The following is a 15,688-nucleotide window of genomic DNA, read 5'->3' on the forward strand; positions in this document are numbered from 1 at the left end:
ATTACTTCTTACGACTTTGATATTCTTTTTCTCTTTGGAAGTGACTTTCAGAAAGACCGTAACTTTCAACGTTTCCAAGATCTTTGATCAATGATTCCAGATCCTTTTTGCCGTTAATAAAATCCAAGTGTCCTTGAATCTTTGCGATAAGTTCTGTCTCACGTTCTTTCAAAGCTTCGTAGCGGATGTAACCAAGTCCTAAAGACTCCCATTCCTTAATGAAACGAGCAGCTGACTGAGAAGTGGCATTGAACATCGTATTGCGACACTCTTGATCTGGTTTAATTTGGTGCCAGTTGCCGAACTGATCTTTGAGTTTTACCTGATGTTTTTCACAAGGCTTGCCGCAGTCTTTGAAACTTGAGCCTTTGCTTAAGAAGGCCGCGAACACACAGTGTTCCATGTGGAAGCTTGGCATGTATTGGTATGCTGTGACTTCAAAGTGGTCGGCTTGACCGGCTTGAATCAACTCGCTGACTTGCAAATGATTAAGATCATAACCTAGGCAAAGGCTTGAAAGCCCTTTATCAAGAAGATACTGAGCCGTCAGATGATTGGTCACGTTCAAACTGAAATCACCCAAGATCTGACCTTGATAAGCATTGGCTTGTAGATACTGAACAGCCCCTAAGTTTCTAGCAAGAATGGCATCTGGATTGAGATTCAAAAGATGTTTGATATTACGATGCTCGTTAGGCTTTAAAATACGAGTCGTCGCGATGGCGGTTTTCAAACCTTGTTCTCTTAAAAGGTTAAGACTTGGTTCGAAATCAAGACCGAACTCAAAATCCAAAATAACAAGATTCAAGCTTTCAGTGCTAAGAGTTCCAGCTTTGATGGCATTCGCAACATCTTCAACTTGTGCTTTTTCACGCAAGAGCAGATTCAATTTTACGCCGGAAGCTTTTCTTGCAGATGTTTTTTTACCTTCGATCCAAGAGCCCATTTGTGCTGCAGAGCCAATTTCTGGAGTTCTTCCGTTTTGAATGCGCAGATCCGTCAGTTCTTTAACAAGCTGTTGGCGCAATTCTTTGATTTGGCGATGAGGTAAAAACAGCGGAGTTGCATTGTCCAACTCGCAAGAGAACCCTTCGCCACGGAATGGACTTCCCATCAAAGAAAAAAGCTCTTCACGAAGATCAAGAGAGTTCAGTCCTTTACTCTTTGCAGCTTCACAAACATTTTCAGAATACGCCGTAACCGTGTTTTTGCCATCGGAGTATTCCACTTTCAAAGGTTGACCCAAGGAAGCTTCGGCGCGAATGAAAACGGGAACGCGTTTTTTTCTTTGTTTGTCTTCAACACTCAAAGCGACATCTTTTTTAAGATCTTTGTCGTGATTATAGAAAACGCGCGCTCCTAAGAACAAACCATCCATTGCGATGTCACGCGAGAATTCCAATTCGAAACGACGAGGATTCAATGTTTTTACCGCAAAAACGAATCCGCCTTTTTCAACACTTTGTCCATTGCGATCATTGTAGACCCAAAGAACACCGTCGCCGGCTTTAATGAAGTCAGCCTTTAAACCTTGTGCGACATTCTCTTCGGTGATTTCCACTTCTAAAGAGTTGCCGTTCACGCGCGAGATTTTTCCGAACTCAAAACCTCTGTGTGCACTGAAAGTTCCCTCTACCAATTCCTGGTGATTCACACCATGGAACCAACCGCTATAAAAACCGCGAGAGAAGGCCGTTGCCATTTGTTTTTTTAAAAGAATCGGATTTGTGAGAATGTGATTTTTTTGAGCCGTGGTAATCGCTTCGTCAAAACTGCGAGCGGCGGTAGCAACGTATTCAGGAGTTTTTAAGCGGCCTTCGATTTTAAAGCAATCAACACCAGCCTCCAGAAGACTTGGCACTTCGTTGATTCCGCAAAGATCTTGAGGCGAAACGAGGAACGATTTTCCATTAAGGTCGCGCTTTTCGCCATCGACATGCATTTCATAATTGAAACGACAGCTTTGCGCACACTGACCGCGATTGGCAGAGCGTCCGCCGATACCTTCAGAAGTAAAACATTGTCCCGAGTAACTCACGCACAAAGCACCGTGAACAAAGACTTCGATTTCTTTGCTGGTGTTTTGTTTGATCGCTTGAATTTCCTTAATGGAATTCTCACGCGCTAAAACGAAACGCTGAATGCCCAAATCATCCAACCACTGAATAGCTTCGGCGTTGCTGATGCTCATTTGTGTAGAAGCATGAACACGTTGGTGCGGAGCCATTTGGCGAATCATTCGCACCAAGCCCAGATCTTGAACGATGAAAGCGTCTGGTTTTAAAGGAAGAATTTTTTCAAGAGTCTCGACAGCTTTATGAAGCTCGTTTTGGAAAATTAAAATATTGAAAGCCAGGTTTACTTTCACGCCGTAAAGATGGCAGGTATCGATGATCTCTTTGACCTCTTCAATTTGAAAGTCATAACTGCGACCGCGGGCATTGAATCCCGGAACTCCCATGAAAATGGCATCGGCACCATTGTGGATGGCAGCCATAGCCATCTCTTTTGTACCTACGGGGAGCAACAGTTCGGGACGCTTCAAATTTTGATTTTCCATAGGGGAGTAATTAGCCAGTCCTCAGCGTTTTTCGCAAGGGGAAAGAGGTTACATGAGTCCTTTTACAAAACATAGGCAGGAGGCTGTCGACTTTTTAGACGGCCCTGGAGAGTTTATAGGCGCTGACTCAAAACTTCGGAAGCATGTTATAACGGCGACTCCAAAACTTATTACCCGGAGTATCTTGTGTTTAAAAAGTTTGTAGCGACGGCTTTGGTTGCGTGTTTTGCAGTGCCTGCGATGGCTCGCCCGCAAATTCGCATTTTCTATTCTCTTCCTTGGTATCCGACAGGCGTTGAGGTGATTAAAGACGGTCAGGACACGTCTCGTTTGCTTGTTCGTCAGGCTATTAAAAACGCTTCTTCACACAAAGATGCTTATAAGACACTCGTAACGACGACTGACTTTTTTGAAACGCAGTTTGGTCGTCGCAGTTATGATGGACAAAACTCGGAAATCAAAGCCACTGTAGGTCTTGGTAAGATTGATATCCTTCCTATCTTTAGCGCCTTTAAGCAAAATGCCGCGTGGGCATCCGGCTTAAACCGTTTCCTTTTTGGTGCTGGCGGTTCTGTTCTTGATAATTTTGAAAAACACATCGACGTGGTGGCGCATGAATATACTCATGCAATTGTGGACACGTCTTCTCGCTTAAAATACGAAGGCGAGGCGGGAGCTTTGAACGAAAGCTTTGCAGACGTGTTTGGCGAAATGGCTGAAGTTTATTCGGGCGGTTCAACACAAAAGTGGTTGATCGGTGAGAACGTTTTGACTGAAAACGGCAAACGCCAATTCAGCCAAAAAGAAGGTCGCACAGTCGTAGCTTTGCGTGACATGATGAACCCTGAAAAGGGTTTGGATAAGCAGCCTTCTCATGTATCGCAAATTCCAAAAGAATTGGGACCTGGTTGTGTTCCTTCTTCTGCCAATGACAATTGCGGCGTTCACATGCTCAGTGGTATTCCGAATAAGGCTTCGGCTTTGATGGTGGAAGCTTTGGGTTGGGAAAAGATGAAAGGTATCTTCTATACCGTAATGACTCAGAAGCTTACCCCAGATGCGCAATTCCAAGATTATGCGCGCGAGATGCTTAATACTTGTGCGGAACGCTTAAGTCCGCAAGAGTGCAACGCTGTTTTTGAATCCCTTCGTGCAGTAGGACTGCGCTAGTTTTTCTCTCAGACCCCTTTATATTTGATCTGAGCCCGGTTTTCGGGCTCTTTAAAGAATCTCCAAGGTCCCCTTTTTCGGGACCTATTTGACGTGACAAAAGCTTCTCTTTTCGCTTAGATAGACGCGAATTAGAGATGGAGATTTTCAATGTCGAAAAAGACCACTGTGAAAGCAGGGAGCAAGCCGTCTGCGAAAAAAGCAGCGAAGCCCACGGCGAAGGCAGCTACGAATACGAAGACTTCTAAAAAAGTAACAACTAAAGCAGATAACTTTGGCGGACTCTCTGAAGAGATCTTGCTTCGCATGCATGACTTGATGGTGAAGTCTCGCGTGCTTGAAGAGCGTCTGATTAAAATCTACAAAGCCGGTGAGGCGTATTTCTGGATCGGTGGACCGGGTGAAGAGGCTTTCGGTGTGCCACTCGGAATGCTAGCGAACAAAGGTCAAGGCCTTGCTCACGACTGGTTCCATTTGCACTATCGTTGCACTCCAACGTTGTTGGCTCTTGGCATGACGATGATTGATTCTATTCGTTTGATCATGAATAGATCGACAGACCCTTCAACGGGTGGTCGTAACTTTGCCAATCACTATTGCTTCCCGCAATGGAACGTGGCTCCTGTGACGTCTCCTATCGAAGTTCAATATCCGATTGCTTGCGGAACGGCTCACGCACAAAAACGTTTCGGTAAAAAAGCGATTTCGATTGTCACTGGTGGTGATGCTGGAACTGCGGAAGGTGATTTCGCTTCAGCATTGATCTTGGCTTCTCGTAAAGGCCAAGAGTTGCCGGTGCTCATCACTGTTCAAAATAATAAATTCGGTATCTCAACTCCGTTTGAAGGCCAACACGGTGAAACGAACATCGCAGACCGTGCGAAAGCTTTCAACATTCGTTCACGTGTGATCAACGGCAATGATCCGGTTGAGACTTACTTGGCGATGCAAGAAGAGATGGAATACATCCGCAAAACGGGAAAGCCTTCGTTCATCGAAGCGCACGTGACTCGTTTGTACGGTCACTCTTCAGCAGATGGCGCGAACAAGAAAGCGCACATGTTTGATCCAGTTTTTGAGTTTGAAAACAGATTGATCAAAGCGGGCATCATCTCTGAAAAAGCCGCGAAAAAAATCTGGGAAATCTATGAAGAAGAAGGAGTCTTGGCGCAAGAGAAAGTTCGTCAAGAACCATCTCCAACTTCGGAATCTGTTTGGGATCATGTATTTGTCGGCAATGAGAATGCGGACTGGAGGAAGTTCTAATGGCGAGTGTAGCGCAGGCTATCAGAATGGCCCTTCACTACGGTGAAAAAAATCTGGGTGTTAAAGACATCTTTGGACAAGACGTGGGTGCGCCTCTCGGTGGTGTTTTCACTGCGACTCAAGGTCTTAAGAATGCATGGAACTCTCCGCTTGATGAACGCGGTATCATCGGTATGGCGATGGGTATTGCGATGACGGGCGACCGTTGTGTGGCAGAGATCCAATTTGCGGATTATATCTTCAATACAATCGATCTACTTAAAATTGCCGGAAACACTTTGTGGTGTACAAACGGACAAGTAGAACTTCCGATGGTGGTGATGACTCCGGTTGGAGCGGGAATCTTTGGTTCCGTTTATCACTCTCACTCGTTTGATGCTTGGGCTTCTCGTCTTCCAGGTTGGAAGATCGTGATGCCTTCAAATCCATTGGACGCTTACGGTTTGATGCTTTCTGCGATCAAAGATCCAAACCCTGTTTTGTATCTTAAGTCGAAAGCTTTGATGCGCCATAAAGGTGATGAACTCATCCCTGGTGAACCAGCGGACGAAAAAGAACTAAAAGCGATGATCGATAAGCCTGTGCAAAATGCAGAAGGCTGGAAACCACGTTGGCCAGATCTTGAAGAGTACATGGTTCCAATCGGTAAAGGGAAGATCACTCACTCTGGTGAGCATATCACGGTTGTTACTTACAGCCGTATGGTTCATCTTTGTGATGAAGTGGCTGCGAAATTGGCGCAAGAGGGAATCTCTGTTGAAGTGATCGACCTTCGCTCAATTTACCCTTACGACTGGCAATTGATTAAATCTTCAATTGAAAAAACAGGCCGTGTTCTTTTCGTGAATGAAGATACGGAAGTAACGAACTTCGGTGAGCACTTGGCTTATCGTGCGACTCAAGAGTTGTTTTACCAGCTAATGGCGCGTCCTCGTGTGCTTGCTGGTAAGAACTTGCCGGGTATCGGTCTTCATCCAAATCTTGAGAAGAACTCTGTGCCACAGCTTAATGACATTGAACTTGCGATTCGCGAAGTCGTAGCGGAAGTCCCATAATGACGAAAAAAGAAGTGAACCACAGAAAAAAAGTCCGTCGTCGTGTTAACAAAAAAAGCGCGAAAATTCTGTTTGATAAGTACGAACTTTATCGTAAGGCCGTGCAATCAGCAGAAAACGACGTCGTTTTTATCCGCGATACCTATAAGGAATTAAAAGGTAAAGGCGCTCGTACATTCCGTGAAGACTTCTGTGGAACCTTCGCTCTTTCAACAGAGTGGATTAAGTTGAATCCTCGCCACGAAGCTGTCGGTATAGATCTTGATCCAGAGCCGATGGCTTATGGTCGTCAGAATTATTTGATTAAAATGAGACCTGAACAGCAACGTCGTATGAAGTTGCTTGAAGGAAACGTTCTTGATGCAAATCTTCCGAAGGCTGACATCGTGGCTGCGATGAACTTCTCTTATTTCTGCTTTAAGCAAAGAGATGTTCTAAAAAAATATTTCGCCAATGTTCTAAAGACTTTGAATAAAGACGGTATGTTCTTGGTGGATATTTTCGGCGGTAGCCAATGCTATGACGCTATCGAAGACACAATCAAGCACGAGGGCTTTACGTACTACTGGGATCAAACGAACTTTGATCCTGTGACGAATGAAGCTCTTTTCCATATTCACTTTAGAGTGTGGGGTAAGAAGATCGAGCAAGTCTTTAGTTACGACTGGAGAATTTGGTCAATCCCAGAGATCCGCGATATCATGCACGAAGTGGGCTTTAGAAAAACCCACGTGTACTGGGAAGGCACAGCCAAAGACGGAACGGGTGACGGAAACTTCACCCGCGTTGACCACGGTGAAGCCTGCCAAAGCTGGATCGCCTATATCGTAGGTGAAAAGTAAGTCTTACATCTAAAGGGGCGGAAGTGTCTAATCTGTGTCCGCCTCAGGTTCATTAAATCAAAATAAACAACAATAAACCTGGCAGAGCGTTTGCTTAGGGCTTCTTCATCTCAAAATACTAGAAGGACGTTGGCGATGAAAAAGTTTGTGGGCTTGGGCGTGGGTGCGGTTTTATCTGTTTCTCTTTTAGCGGGGTGTTCGTCTTCGAAGGATGCCAGCGCTCCTAATCAGTGTGTTCCTGCTTCGCAAATGGATGGAATTATTGGAGGAGTGAAAGTATCAGCCACCGATCTTTTGGCTAAGAAAGTCGTTTTGCTTGTGATGACATCTGGTGATCAAGGTTCTATCTGCACGGGGACGCCAATTTCAAAGAATGTGATTTTAACGGCGGCTCATTGTGTGAAGAACGCGGATAAGGTGACTGTTGTTTTTCACACGGACATCACTTGTGAATCTGGATTCAGCAAAGATAAACAATCTATAACGGCGAGTGATTTCCTTTATCACAAAGATTACTCTGGCCAGTCCAACGCAGAAAATGATGTGGCTCTTGTAAAGCTCCCAAAATCTATTCCGGCTGATTATCAAGTTAGTAAAATCTATGACGGCAAAAGCCCACTGAGCTCTGACGAAGTGACATTAGCGGGATACGGTATCACGTCTGAGACAGGTGAAGGTTCTATGTTCCTTCGCACAACAAAAAAGAGCTTTAAAAGTGATCTTCGTATGACTTCTACGAATGTTGTGATGTCTCAACCTGAAAACGGAATTTGTTCTGGGGACTCTGGCGGTCCGGTGTTTGTTGAAGTGCGTGGCGAGTTGCAAATCCTTGGAGTGAACTCCGTTGTGACAGGTCGTAACGAAGCAACAGTTTGTCACGGTCGCGGGGTTTCCATGTATGCGCCTTATTATCAAGACTGGGTTGAAAGACAAACTCCAAACCTAAGATAGTCTTTAAACAGGGGCCTGTTTCTTATGGCCCCTTCTTTGCTCTCCAATGCTTGTGTGACCTGAAAATGTTCTAAATTCTTTTTGAGCATTCCTGAGAGACGCGGGCTGGCGCCTGCTGTCTATTTTTTGGTCGCATTGCAAGTAGCCTACGGAGAGCTGTTATGATGAAGTTTTCGGCCTTAATACTTTCTTTAACCCTTGTTTCACAAGCGGCTTTAGCCAAGATTCTTGTTATTTCGGATATTGATGACACCATCAAGGTTACACACGTGCTGGCGAAAAGTGGAGCCGCGACTTCTTTCGTAGACGAATCCAGCCGCTTTGCCGGAATGCCAGAGCTTTATCAATTGCTTAAGAAATCTCACAAGGACATCGAGTTTCATTATGTGAGTTTGGCCCCTTGGCTTTTGATGCGCGATAAGCACGAAGACTTTTTGGAAGAAAATGATTTTCCGATCACAAAACTTCACATGAATATGGGGATCAAACAAGACCCTGAGCTAAAGCAAAAAGTAATTCGTAAACTGCTTGATAAAAAGAAACCGGAGCTTGTGATTTATTTTGGTGATAACGGTCAGTTTGATACCGTTGTGTATGATCAAATGGTGAAAGAGTATCCACAGATTCCTTATGTGAGCTACATCCGTGAAGCTTATTCCTCACTAGGTGAGTCGAAGTATCCAACGCTGCCAGGACAAATTGGTTTTGTAACAACCGTTGAAGTCGCTATCGATCTTATCCAAAAAAAGATTTTGCCTGAGAATATCTACGGATCTATCGAACGCGAAGTTTTCAAACGCTTGCTTCGTGATGAAGAGGGTGGCGAGACCTTTGGTAAAATGGTTTTCCCGTGGTGGCAAGACTGCCGTGACTTCAAATGGCAATGGACGGTGGAAAATCCATCCCTGCAATTGTTAGCGATTGAAAGCGCGATTGCGAAGAAGTGTCAGAAGTAATTTCAAATAAAAAGCCCCGTTTCCGGGGCTTTTCTTTATTTTGCGCCTTGTCCCTGTTTCTGTCTTGGGCCCGGCGGTGGAGCTAAAGGAACTCTTCCACCAGAGCCTACAGATGAAGCCGGGCGGAGTCCCATGCCTTTATGAACACAAAAGTCATTTGCACTCATGGGCGTTCTTTCAAGGTCACAAGCATTAGCGATAACTTCACACATTTTGAATGTTTCTTTGTCGGACATTTGTTGTTGAAAAAATCTCTGTTTAATATCAGACAAACAGGTTCTTAAACCTTGGTCTTTATCACCTGACGAAATAAATTCTTTTGTTTTTTCAGCTCTTTCACCAGAGACATTGTATTCAGAAGCCAAGGCCTGTTTCAGTTTTTCTTTAAAAAGTGCGCGTTTATCATCAAGAGAAAGATTTTCGTCAAATCCTTCGAAAAGATAATCCATGTTCTTTTTTGCACCGCCAGAACCAATCAAACTCGTGGATTTAAATCCTAAGTTTTCCGCCATCTTGTCATAATTTTTTGATGACGGATTGTCGTCACGATTAAGAAATTCAAAGAAAGCTGTCCAGTCTTCTGCGCTCATATCATGCATGTTATTTGAGCGACCTTTTTTCTTGGTATCTTTGCCTAAATATTCTGCACAAAAACCATATTCTTGAATTTTTATAATTACGTCTTTTTGAAAGTTTTCGAGGGCATCAGATGAGGTGACGGTGCCTTTGCTACGTGAATCAAGGTTTTGTTCGCGCACTTTCAAGCCCAACAGCGCTAGCCATTTATGCGAAGGTGTTACTTCTATTCCCTTGTCAGAGTAATACTTTGAAATGCCACAGGCCACACATTGAAGATGAGCGCGCTCGATACTTCCATTCGTCACACAGTTGAACTCATCATAGCCCGCGAAGCTTGTTGCGGAAGTGAATGCGATGGCTGCAATGGTTAGGATTTGTTGGTATGTTTTCATCCCTTACTCCTGGTAGTAAACCAGTCCTTATTATCGGAATAAGACGGGATTTCTTAAGAGGGAGACTTTGGTCTAGTCTCCCTTAACAGGATAGACCACTAAAAATCAGATTTCTTAAATAAAGGTGTGAGCTCTAAACCTACCTCGACGAGTTTTGGCTCAGGGAAAACAGGTCCACGGTGGATCACGCAAAGAACGTGGCTGATCTGTGCACCAATCGAGCGAAGGTCTGCTGTAGAAAGAACGACCTGTCCACCTGTTGTGACAACATCTTCAATCACGCACACTTTTTTGCCTTTGATATCCAAGCCTTCAGCAAATTGGCAAGTGCCGTACTCTTTCGCCTCTTTACGAACGAACACGCATGGGATTCCAGTTTCCAACGACAAGGCTGTCGCGATAGGAATGCCGCCCATTTCAAGTCCTGCCAAAACTTCAGTGCCTGCGGGAATAAGAGGTGCCATGTGTTTCGCGATTTCACGAAGCAAAGCAGGTTGGGCTTCAAAGCGATATTTATCGAAATACTCGTTAGAGATTTGGCCCGAGCGCAATTTGAATTCGCCCGTCAAGTGAGCGATGTCATAGATTTTTTTCGCTAATTCTTGCTTTGTCATAAGATCTCCCAACGAGTTTTAGGAGATCATAGAGGTTATTTCAGGCTTTCTTCAAGCCACTTCTTATAAGAGGCATTGATTCCTAGGACGGGGAGAGTCATAACGCATGGAACGTCGTAGGGATGCAGTTCTTGGACTCTTTTCGTGATTCTTTCCTGTGCGTCAGGGGTTTTCAACGTCTTAAGGATTAGGATATATTCAGAGCTTGTCTCTATTTTTCCTTCCCACCAATACATCGACTCCATTCCTGGAATGATATTCGCGCAGCCAATAATTTTCTCTTCTAAAAGAGTGCGCGCGATTGTTTCAGCCGAGGATTTATCTGGGCAAGGAATATAAAACAAGATCATGGATTAACTCTTGCGGAGTTTTTGCTTGCGCAACTGCCATTGCTCGAGTGCAAATTTTCTCATGTCTTCGACATTATCAAGTTCGTCGACAATCTCAACACCTAAAAGTGTTTCAACAGCGTCTTCCAAACTCACAAGACCAGCTACAATTCCATATTCATCAACGGCCAAAGCGATGTGTTCTTTTTCTTTAATGAAAAAATCGAGAACTTGAGACACCGTCATGCGCTCGGGAATACTTGAAATCGGAGTGACAAGGTCGCCAACGGGTTTGTCATGTTGGTCGTTAGAAAGAGCTTCATGGATTTTATAACGATAAGTCATGCCGATAATATTATCGAGACTTCCTGAGTAAACCGGAATGCGCGAAAAACGCAAAGGTTTGTACTTCATGAAAACTTCTTCCACAGTCAGCTCTTTATCCAAGGCAAAGAAAACTGAACGCGGAGTCATGATATCTGAAACGTAGATCTTATCGAGCATCAAAAGATTTTTGATGATGTTGGACTCTTTGCCTTTCAGAGTTCCTTCTTCGACACCGATCTCTGCCGTCATCAGAATTTCTTCGCGGGTGACTTCGGGATCTTCAGAACTTTTGGAAAACAATTTACCTAACCACTCTGACATAATCACCAGCGGATAAAGCATGATAATCATCAATTGAATTGTGTAGGCAGAAAACGGCAAAAGCATTTTCCAGTGAGAAGCTCCGATGGATTTAGGAATGATTTCTGAAACCACCAAGATTAAAAATGTCAGAACGAAAGAGGCGGCGGTAACAGCTTCTTGTCCGTAGTGAATTTGAATTTGGTAAGCAATCGCTGCGGAGCCGAGAGTGTGAGAGACGGTATTAAGTGTCAGGATAGCAGAAATAGGGCGGTCGATGTTTTCTTTAAGATGTTCAAGAAGCTTGGCGCTTCGTCGGTTCTCTTTGACAAGGACTCCGATGTAAGCCGAAGTCGATGTGAGCAGAACCGCCTCAAGCATCGAACATAAAAATGAAATTCCAATTGTGGAAAAAAATAAAACGATGATCAAAGTCATAGATGAAGTAAATCTGAGAAGTTAAATGTGACCGGCCGAAGCCTGTGATATTCCATAGATGTTTAAGTGTATCATAGCAGGGAAGGTCCATGTCTATAACGCAAGATGCAAAACTGTATCGCGGCAGGTAATAACAAGGACTTTTGACCCTAGTGCATTTGTTTTTATAGACTTTGGTAAAGGAAAAAGGAGTCAAGATGAAGATCGTGGTCGCTCTTATGGCAGCGTTGGGGCTGCAATGGTTTGTGATGTGCTCAAATAGTAATGCCGCCGTCAAAACAGAATCCGTTGAGTACAAAGATGGAAAAACAACTTTGGAAGGCTTCTTGGCTTACGACGACGCAGTGACATCTCCTCGTCCCGCAGTCGTGATTGTACATCAGTGGATGGGACTGACAGATCACGAAAGAAACAGTGCACAACGTTTGGCTCAGCAAGGTTATGTGGCATTTGCTTTAGACATTTACGGTAAAGGCGTTCGTCCGGGATCACCACAAGAAGCCGGCAAACTTGCGACTCAATACAAAGGCGACATCAAATCTTTTAGACAAAGAGAAAAAGCCGCTCTTGATTTTATCTCTAAAAATAAAAAAGTAGATCCGAAACGTATCGTGATTATAGGTTATTGCTTCGGTGGAACCGGAGCCTTGGAAGCCGCTCGCGCTGGATTTCCTGTCGTAGGAGCAGTGAGCTTTCACGGAGGACTTTCCACGCCGAACCCTCAGGAAACTAAGAGTGTAAAACCTAAGTTGCTGGTCATGCATGGTGCGATTGATCCGAATGTTCCTCTACCTGAGGTTGAAGGTTTCATGAAGGAGATGAATGACGCTAAGGCAGATTATCAGTTCATCGCTTATTCAGGTGCCGTGCACGCTTTCACGCAAAAAGAAGCAGGTAATGATCCATCAAAGGGAGTTGCATACAATGAGGCGGCGGACCGTCGCTCGTGGCAAGCCTTTATGGATTTCCTCCATGAAGTCGTTCCTGTGTCTAAATAGTCGTCAATCATGAAAATATGGTAAGAGGAGCCCTCGCGGATAGCGGGGGCTTTTTATTTGTGTTAGATGCTTCTTTTTTAAAATAAAAAGGAGTCATCATGAAGTCATTATTGCTTGCAGTTCTCGTGTCATTTTCTTTGGTTTCTTACGCGGGAGTTTCTCAGGCCTCTCAAGATGTTGTTTTTGCTAAAAAAGGTAAATCTGAACCAGCTCCAAAAGACCGTGACGAGCGTAAAGGCGGAAACGAAGATGTAGATCCACGTCAGGAAACTTACGAAGGTAACGACCGTGACGGCGGTTCTTTTGATGGTGGTGGTTATGAAGGTGACAGTGGTGAAGGTGGAATGATCGGAGAGATCTTTTATGCTCCAGGCAGTGCGCACCAACCTGTGACGACGACATCTAAAAAAGAAGATCGCGGTGACGTGATCGTTTACACTATTATCACACGCCAGGCAGTTAGTCCGACAGAGCTTTGCACAACAACCACTGTAACTACAGTTCATAAAGCGACTGAAAAAGTAGTCTCTTCAGATACGGATACTTACTGCATCAATTTCTAAAAAATCGAAAAAATTTAGAAGAAAAAAGGGAGTCAGTTGACTCCCTTTTTATTTAGCTGGCTTGCTCTTGATCTTGTTTTTCTTTTCTTCGGCTTTGTCGTTCTTCAACAAAGTCCATAACCAACAAGGCTACTGCACTTTCTAGTGCGCTGCTTTTTCCAGAAGCGGCTTGCGGCTTTTGTTCGAAGCCCATTGCTTTAAGCCAAGTGTCTTTTCTTAAAGTGTAAATCAAAACTCCAGCAGAGATGACTGTCATAGCAAGGTAGATCCACATGCTTGTAGAAAAATAGAAACTTTCGCTGCTGTCGAACTGTCCTGCTATACGGGCAATCAATAATGAAAGTCCTACGCAGAACAACGCCAATGCGCCAACACAAGAAGTGATAATCAAACCCAGAGATCTAAGGTGCAAAACCAACTGTTGAGTGATTGCAACACCGGGCTCTTTAAAAAGGTTCTTGGCGCTGCCCAAGAAAAATGAAATTAGAGGAAGAAGAAGCTTCATCATTTTTAGTCCTCCTTCTTTCTATAAATCATACGGGCGATGACGAAGCCGGCAAGAATAGCCATGCCGACAGACGCCCACGGATTTTCTTTGACGAAAGCCGTGGCGGTGTCTTTCATCTCTTTGGCTTGTTTCTTTTGTTCATCAGGAATTTTATCTGCAAAGGAAGATTTGTATTGTTTCAATTCTTCCTGAAGCTGTTTCTTGATTTCGGCAATCAACTCGCTGCGATCCATGTTGCTGTCCTATCACTGAGAAATAAACACCAACCTATTTCGGTCGATTTCCGTCTCAGTTTAATATCGGACGACAACTTCAAGTCTATGGTCGAGGTAGTTAAAACTTGGATTTTGTCACAGCTTCAATAAATGCTTTTCCGGTGGCGGAGCGTTTGAGGCTAGGACGATAAACCAAACACAATGAATCTTTAAAGCTCGCAATTTGTTCGTGCGCTTCTTCGATAGCGGCTGTATTGGCAAGAATCACGCGCTTCGGAAGAATGGCGTGACCAGCTCCGGCTTGCAAGAGGCTCGCGATTACTTCGAGATTGGAAGAAGAAATTTTGCGCGAGTAGCGAATCCCTTTTTTTTGCAGACGTTCCAGGATTGCCTGAGCTTGAAAAAGATTTGAGTCAAAAATCAAAGTGTCGTTGATGACGGAACCTTTTTTCTTCCATACGGTGATTTCGTCTTCACAGACTTCCTTAATAATCAAATCAGGGTGTTTTTCGGGATTCATAACGAGACCGACATCGATCAAGCTATCGCGAACCATTTGCAAAACATTGCGAGACAGATCATGCATCAGTTGGATGTTCAATAATGGATGCTCTTTCAAAAGAGCCGGAAAAAAAACGGGAAGTGTGTATCTGGCAACGGAAGGGTGCACTCCCAGGCGAATCGTTCCTTTGACGGTTTGGTCTAAAGATCCCGCTTCACGCAGCATTTCCTCCCAAAGCTCAATCATCTGATCTGAATATTGATAAATCTGAAGACCCGAGGGGGTTAAGGTCACGCCTTTTTTTGAGCGTTCAAAGAGAGTCACTCCAAGCATTTCTTCCAATTTTTTAATGGCGACAGTCAGAGTGGGTTGACTGACATGCAGCTCTTGAGCAGCACGGCTCATGTTTCCGGTTCGGGCGATCGTTTTAAAGTATTTTAAGACGTCAATATCCATAAATAAAGATAATCATAATCATGAATAATCATCAATTTTATTTATTTTAAGAATGGTCTAGAAATATCCCTGTCCTCGCATCACAACCACTAAAAGGAGGGATAAGATGAAGGCACTTAATTTAATCGTTGGTTTTGCACTGTCGGTGAGTTCTGTATTTGCATACGCAAACGAAAATGAAACTGTGGTCTCCCGCAAGACTGTTCGCTTGCCAGTAGATTTGTCTCAAGCAGGTGTGCGTTCAAGCAATAAGGGTTACGGCACGACATACTTGGTAAAAATTTTGGTTCCAGGCTTGGCGGCCGAAACTCTTTTAAATCATCGCAATGAAGGCGAGAGTGCCCCCTGCCTTGCGACTTATCAAACCGATCTTGTTGAAGACGTTATTAAGAACAATCCTGCTGTAGAAAAATTTGATTTTGAAATTATTCAAAAGAAGGTGGTTTACCCGGATACGACGAACAAGACCTGCACTGTCATGCTGGTAGAAGACGTTTCCGCCGTTGTTCGCGGGTTTAATTTCGTTCACCATCGCAGTGTTGAGCTTCCCGCAAGACACATCGACGATTGCAAATAAAATCGCAACATAATTTTTCCCGAGGGTCAGTCTGGTTCCGACTGGCCCTCATTCTTGTCTCAAAGATAGAAAAACAGTAAATTCATTAAT

Annotated in this window: 17 protein-coding genes; 9 read left to right on the forward strand and 8 right to left on the reverse strand. The window is 44.1% G+C overall.

Annotated elements, in window-relative coordinates:
- Position 1 precedes the first annotated feature (1 nt).
- The gene (locus ACLSSO_RS04420; RefSeq protein ID WP_413944172.1) at positions 2-2,497 is read right to left on the reverse strand and encodes a DUF3656 domain-containing U32 family peptidase; all 2,496 of its coding nucleotides are present in this window, start codon (positions 2,495-2,497) and stop codon (positions 2-4) included.
- Between the two features lie 249 nt (positions 2,498-2,746).
- Here ACLSSO_RS04420 and ACLSSO_RS04425 point away from each other — a divergent pair, with 249 nt between their 5' ends.
- The 6 genes from ACLSSO_RS04425 (at position 2,747) to ACLSSO_RS04450 (ending at position 8,800) form a co-directional block, all read left to right on the forward strand.
- Positions 2,747-3,730 carry a M4 family metallopeptidase gene (locus tag ACLSSO_RS04425; RefSeq protein ID WP_413944173.1) on the forward strand — a complete coding sequence of 328 codons (984 nt, stop codon included), beginning with the start codon at positions 2,747-2,749 and terminating at the stop codon, positions 3,728-3,730.
- 150 nt (positions 3,731-3,880) lie between these two features.
- Positions 3,881-4,996, forward strand: coding sequence for a thiamine pyrophosphate-dependent dehydrogenase E1 component subunit alpha (locus ACLSSO_RS04430; RefSeq protein ID WP_413944174.1), 1,116 nt, complete (start codon positions 3,881-3,883; stop codon positions 4,994-4,996).
- Complete coding sequence (locus ACLSSO_RS04435) at positions 4,996-6,051, forward strand: alpha-ketoacid dehydrogenase subunit beta (RefSeq protein ID WP_413944175.1); 1,056 nt, start codon at positions 4,996-4,998, stop codon at positions 6,049-6,051. Before ACLSSO_RS04430 ends, ACLSSO_RS04435 begins: the two co-directional genes overlap by 1 nt.
- On the forward strand, positions 6,051-6,893 hold the full coding sequence (locus ACLSSO_RS04440) for a class I SAM-dependent methyltransferase (RefSeq protein ID WP_295905776.1): 843 nt from the start codon (positions 6,051-6,053) through the stop codon (positions 6,891-6,893). The genes ACLSSO_RS04435 and ACLSSO_RS04440 overlap by 1 nt, the downstream gene beginning before the upstream one ends.
- Before the next feature lie 135 nt (positions 6,894-7,028).
- On the forward strand, positions 7,029-7,844 hold the full coding sequence (locus ACLSSO_RS04445; RefSeq protein WP_413944176.1) for a S1 family peptidase: 816 nt from the start codon (positions 7,029-7,031) through the stop codon (positions 7,842-7,844).
- Positions 7,845-8,005: 161 nt separating this feature from the next.
- Positions 8,006-8,800: a phosphatidate phosphatase App1 family protein gene (locus tag ACLSSO_RS04450; protein WP_295905774.1), complete on the forward strand. Its 795-nt coding sequence runs from the start codon at positions 8,006-8,008 to the stop codon at positions 8,798-8,800.
- Positions 8,801-8,835: 35 nt separating this feature from the next.
- Here ACLSSO_RS04450 and ACLSSO_RS04455 read toward each other — a convergent pair whose 3' ends face one another.
- The 4 genes from ACLSSO_RS04455 to ACLSSO_RS04470 form a co-directional block, all read right to left on the reverse strand.
- Positions 8,836-9,771: a hypothetical protein gene (locus ACLSSO_RS04455; protein WP_413944177.1), complete on the reverse strand. Its 936-nt coding sequence runs from the start codon at positions 9,769-9,771 to the stop codon at positions 8,836-8,838.
- Positions 9,772-9,869: 98 nt separating this feature from the next.
- Positions 9,870-10,385 carry an orotate phosphoribosyltransferase gene (gene pyrE / locus ACLSSO_RS04460; RefSeq protein ID WP_295905772.1) on the reverse strand — a complete coding sequence of 172 codons (516 nt, stop codon included), beginning with the start codon at positions 10,383-10,385 and terminating at the stop codon, positions 9,870-9,872.
- Positions 10,386-10,420: 35 nt separating this feature from the next.
- On the reverse strand, positions 10,421-10,735 hold the full coding sequence (gene cutA, locus ACLSSO_RS04465) for a divalent-cation tolerance protein CutA (RefSeq protein WP_295905771.1): 315 nt from the start codon (positions 10,733-10,735) through the stop codon (positions 10,421-10,423).
- A 3-nt stretch (positions 10,736-10,738) separates the two neighbouring features.
- Entirely contained in the window at positions 10,739-11,779 is a 1,041-nt protein-coding gene (locus ACLSSO_RS04470; RefSeq protein WP_413944178.1) for a CNNM domain-containing protein, read from the reverse strand.
- Positions 11,780-11,976: 197 nt separating this feature from the next.
- On the opposite strand from ACLSSO_RS04470, the gene ACLSSO_RS04475 reads away from it, so the two are divergent.
- Positions 11,977-12,777: a dienelactone hydrolase family protein gene (locus tag ACLSSO_RS04475; protein ID WP_413944179.1), complete on the forward strand. Its 801-nt coding sequence runs from the start codon at positions 11,977-11,979 to the stop codon at positions 12,775-12,777.
- 98 nt (positions 12,778-12,875) lie between these two features.
- On the forward strand, positions 12,876-13,340 hold the full coding sequence (locus ACLSSO_RS04480; protein WP_413944180.1) for a hypothetical protein: 465 nt from the start codon (positions 12,876-12,878) through the stop codon (positions 13,338-13,340).
- Between the two features lie 52 nt (positions 13,341-13,392).
- On the opposite strand, the gene ACLSSO_RS04485 is transcribed toward ACLSSO_RS04480, so the two are convergent.
- The 3 genes from ACLSSO_RS04485 to ACLSSO_RS04495 all read right to left on the reverse strand — a co-directional run bounded on the left by ACLSSO_RS04485 (position 13,393) and on the right by ACLSSO_RS04495 (position 15,021).
- Positions 13,393-13,848 (reverse strand): hypothetical protein, encoded by a 456-nt coding sequence (locus ACLSSO_RS04485; RefSeq protein ID WP_295905867.1) that lies wholly within the window; start codon positions 13,846-13,848, stop codon positions 13,393-13,395.
- A 2-nt stretch (positions 13,849-13,850) separates the two neighbouring features.
- Positions 13,851-14,081, reverse strand: a complete 231-nt coding sequence (locus ACLSSO_RS04490) for a DUF883 family protein (protein ID WP_295905866.1) — start codon at positions 14,079-14,081, stop codon at positions 13,851-13,853.
- Positions 14,082-14,181: 100 nt separating this feature from the next.
- Positions 14,182-15,021 (reverse strand): LysR family transcriptional regulator, encoded by an 840-nt coding sequence (locus tag ACLSSO_RS04495; RefSeq protein WP_413944181.1) that lies wholly within the window; start codon positions 15,019-15,021, stop codon positions 14,182-14,184.
- Between the two features lie 106 nt (positions 15,022-15,127).
- Between ACLSSO_RS04495 and ACLSSO_RS04500 the strand changes: the two genes are divergently transcribed.
- Positions 15,128-15,598, forward strand: coding sequence for a hypothetical protein (locus ACLSSO_RS04500; protein ID WP_413944182.1), 471 nt, complete (start codon positions 15,128-15,130; stop codon positions 15,596-15,598).
- Positions 15,599-15,688: the final 90 nt, after the last annotated feature.

Origin of the sequence: Bdellovibrio sp. HCB-162, assembly GCF_047344985.1 — a bacterium.
Lineage (GTDB): Bacteria > Bdellovibrionota > Bdellovibrionia > Bdellovibrionales > Bdellovibrionaceae > Bdellovibrio.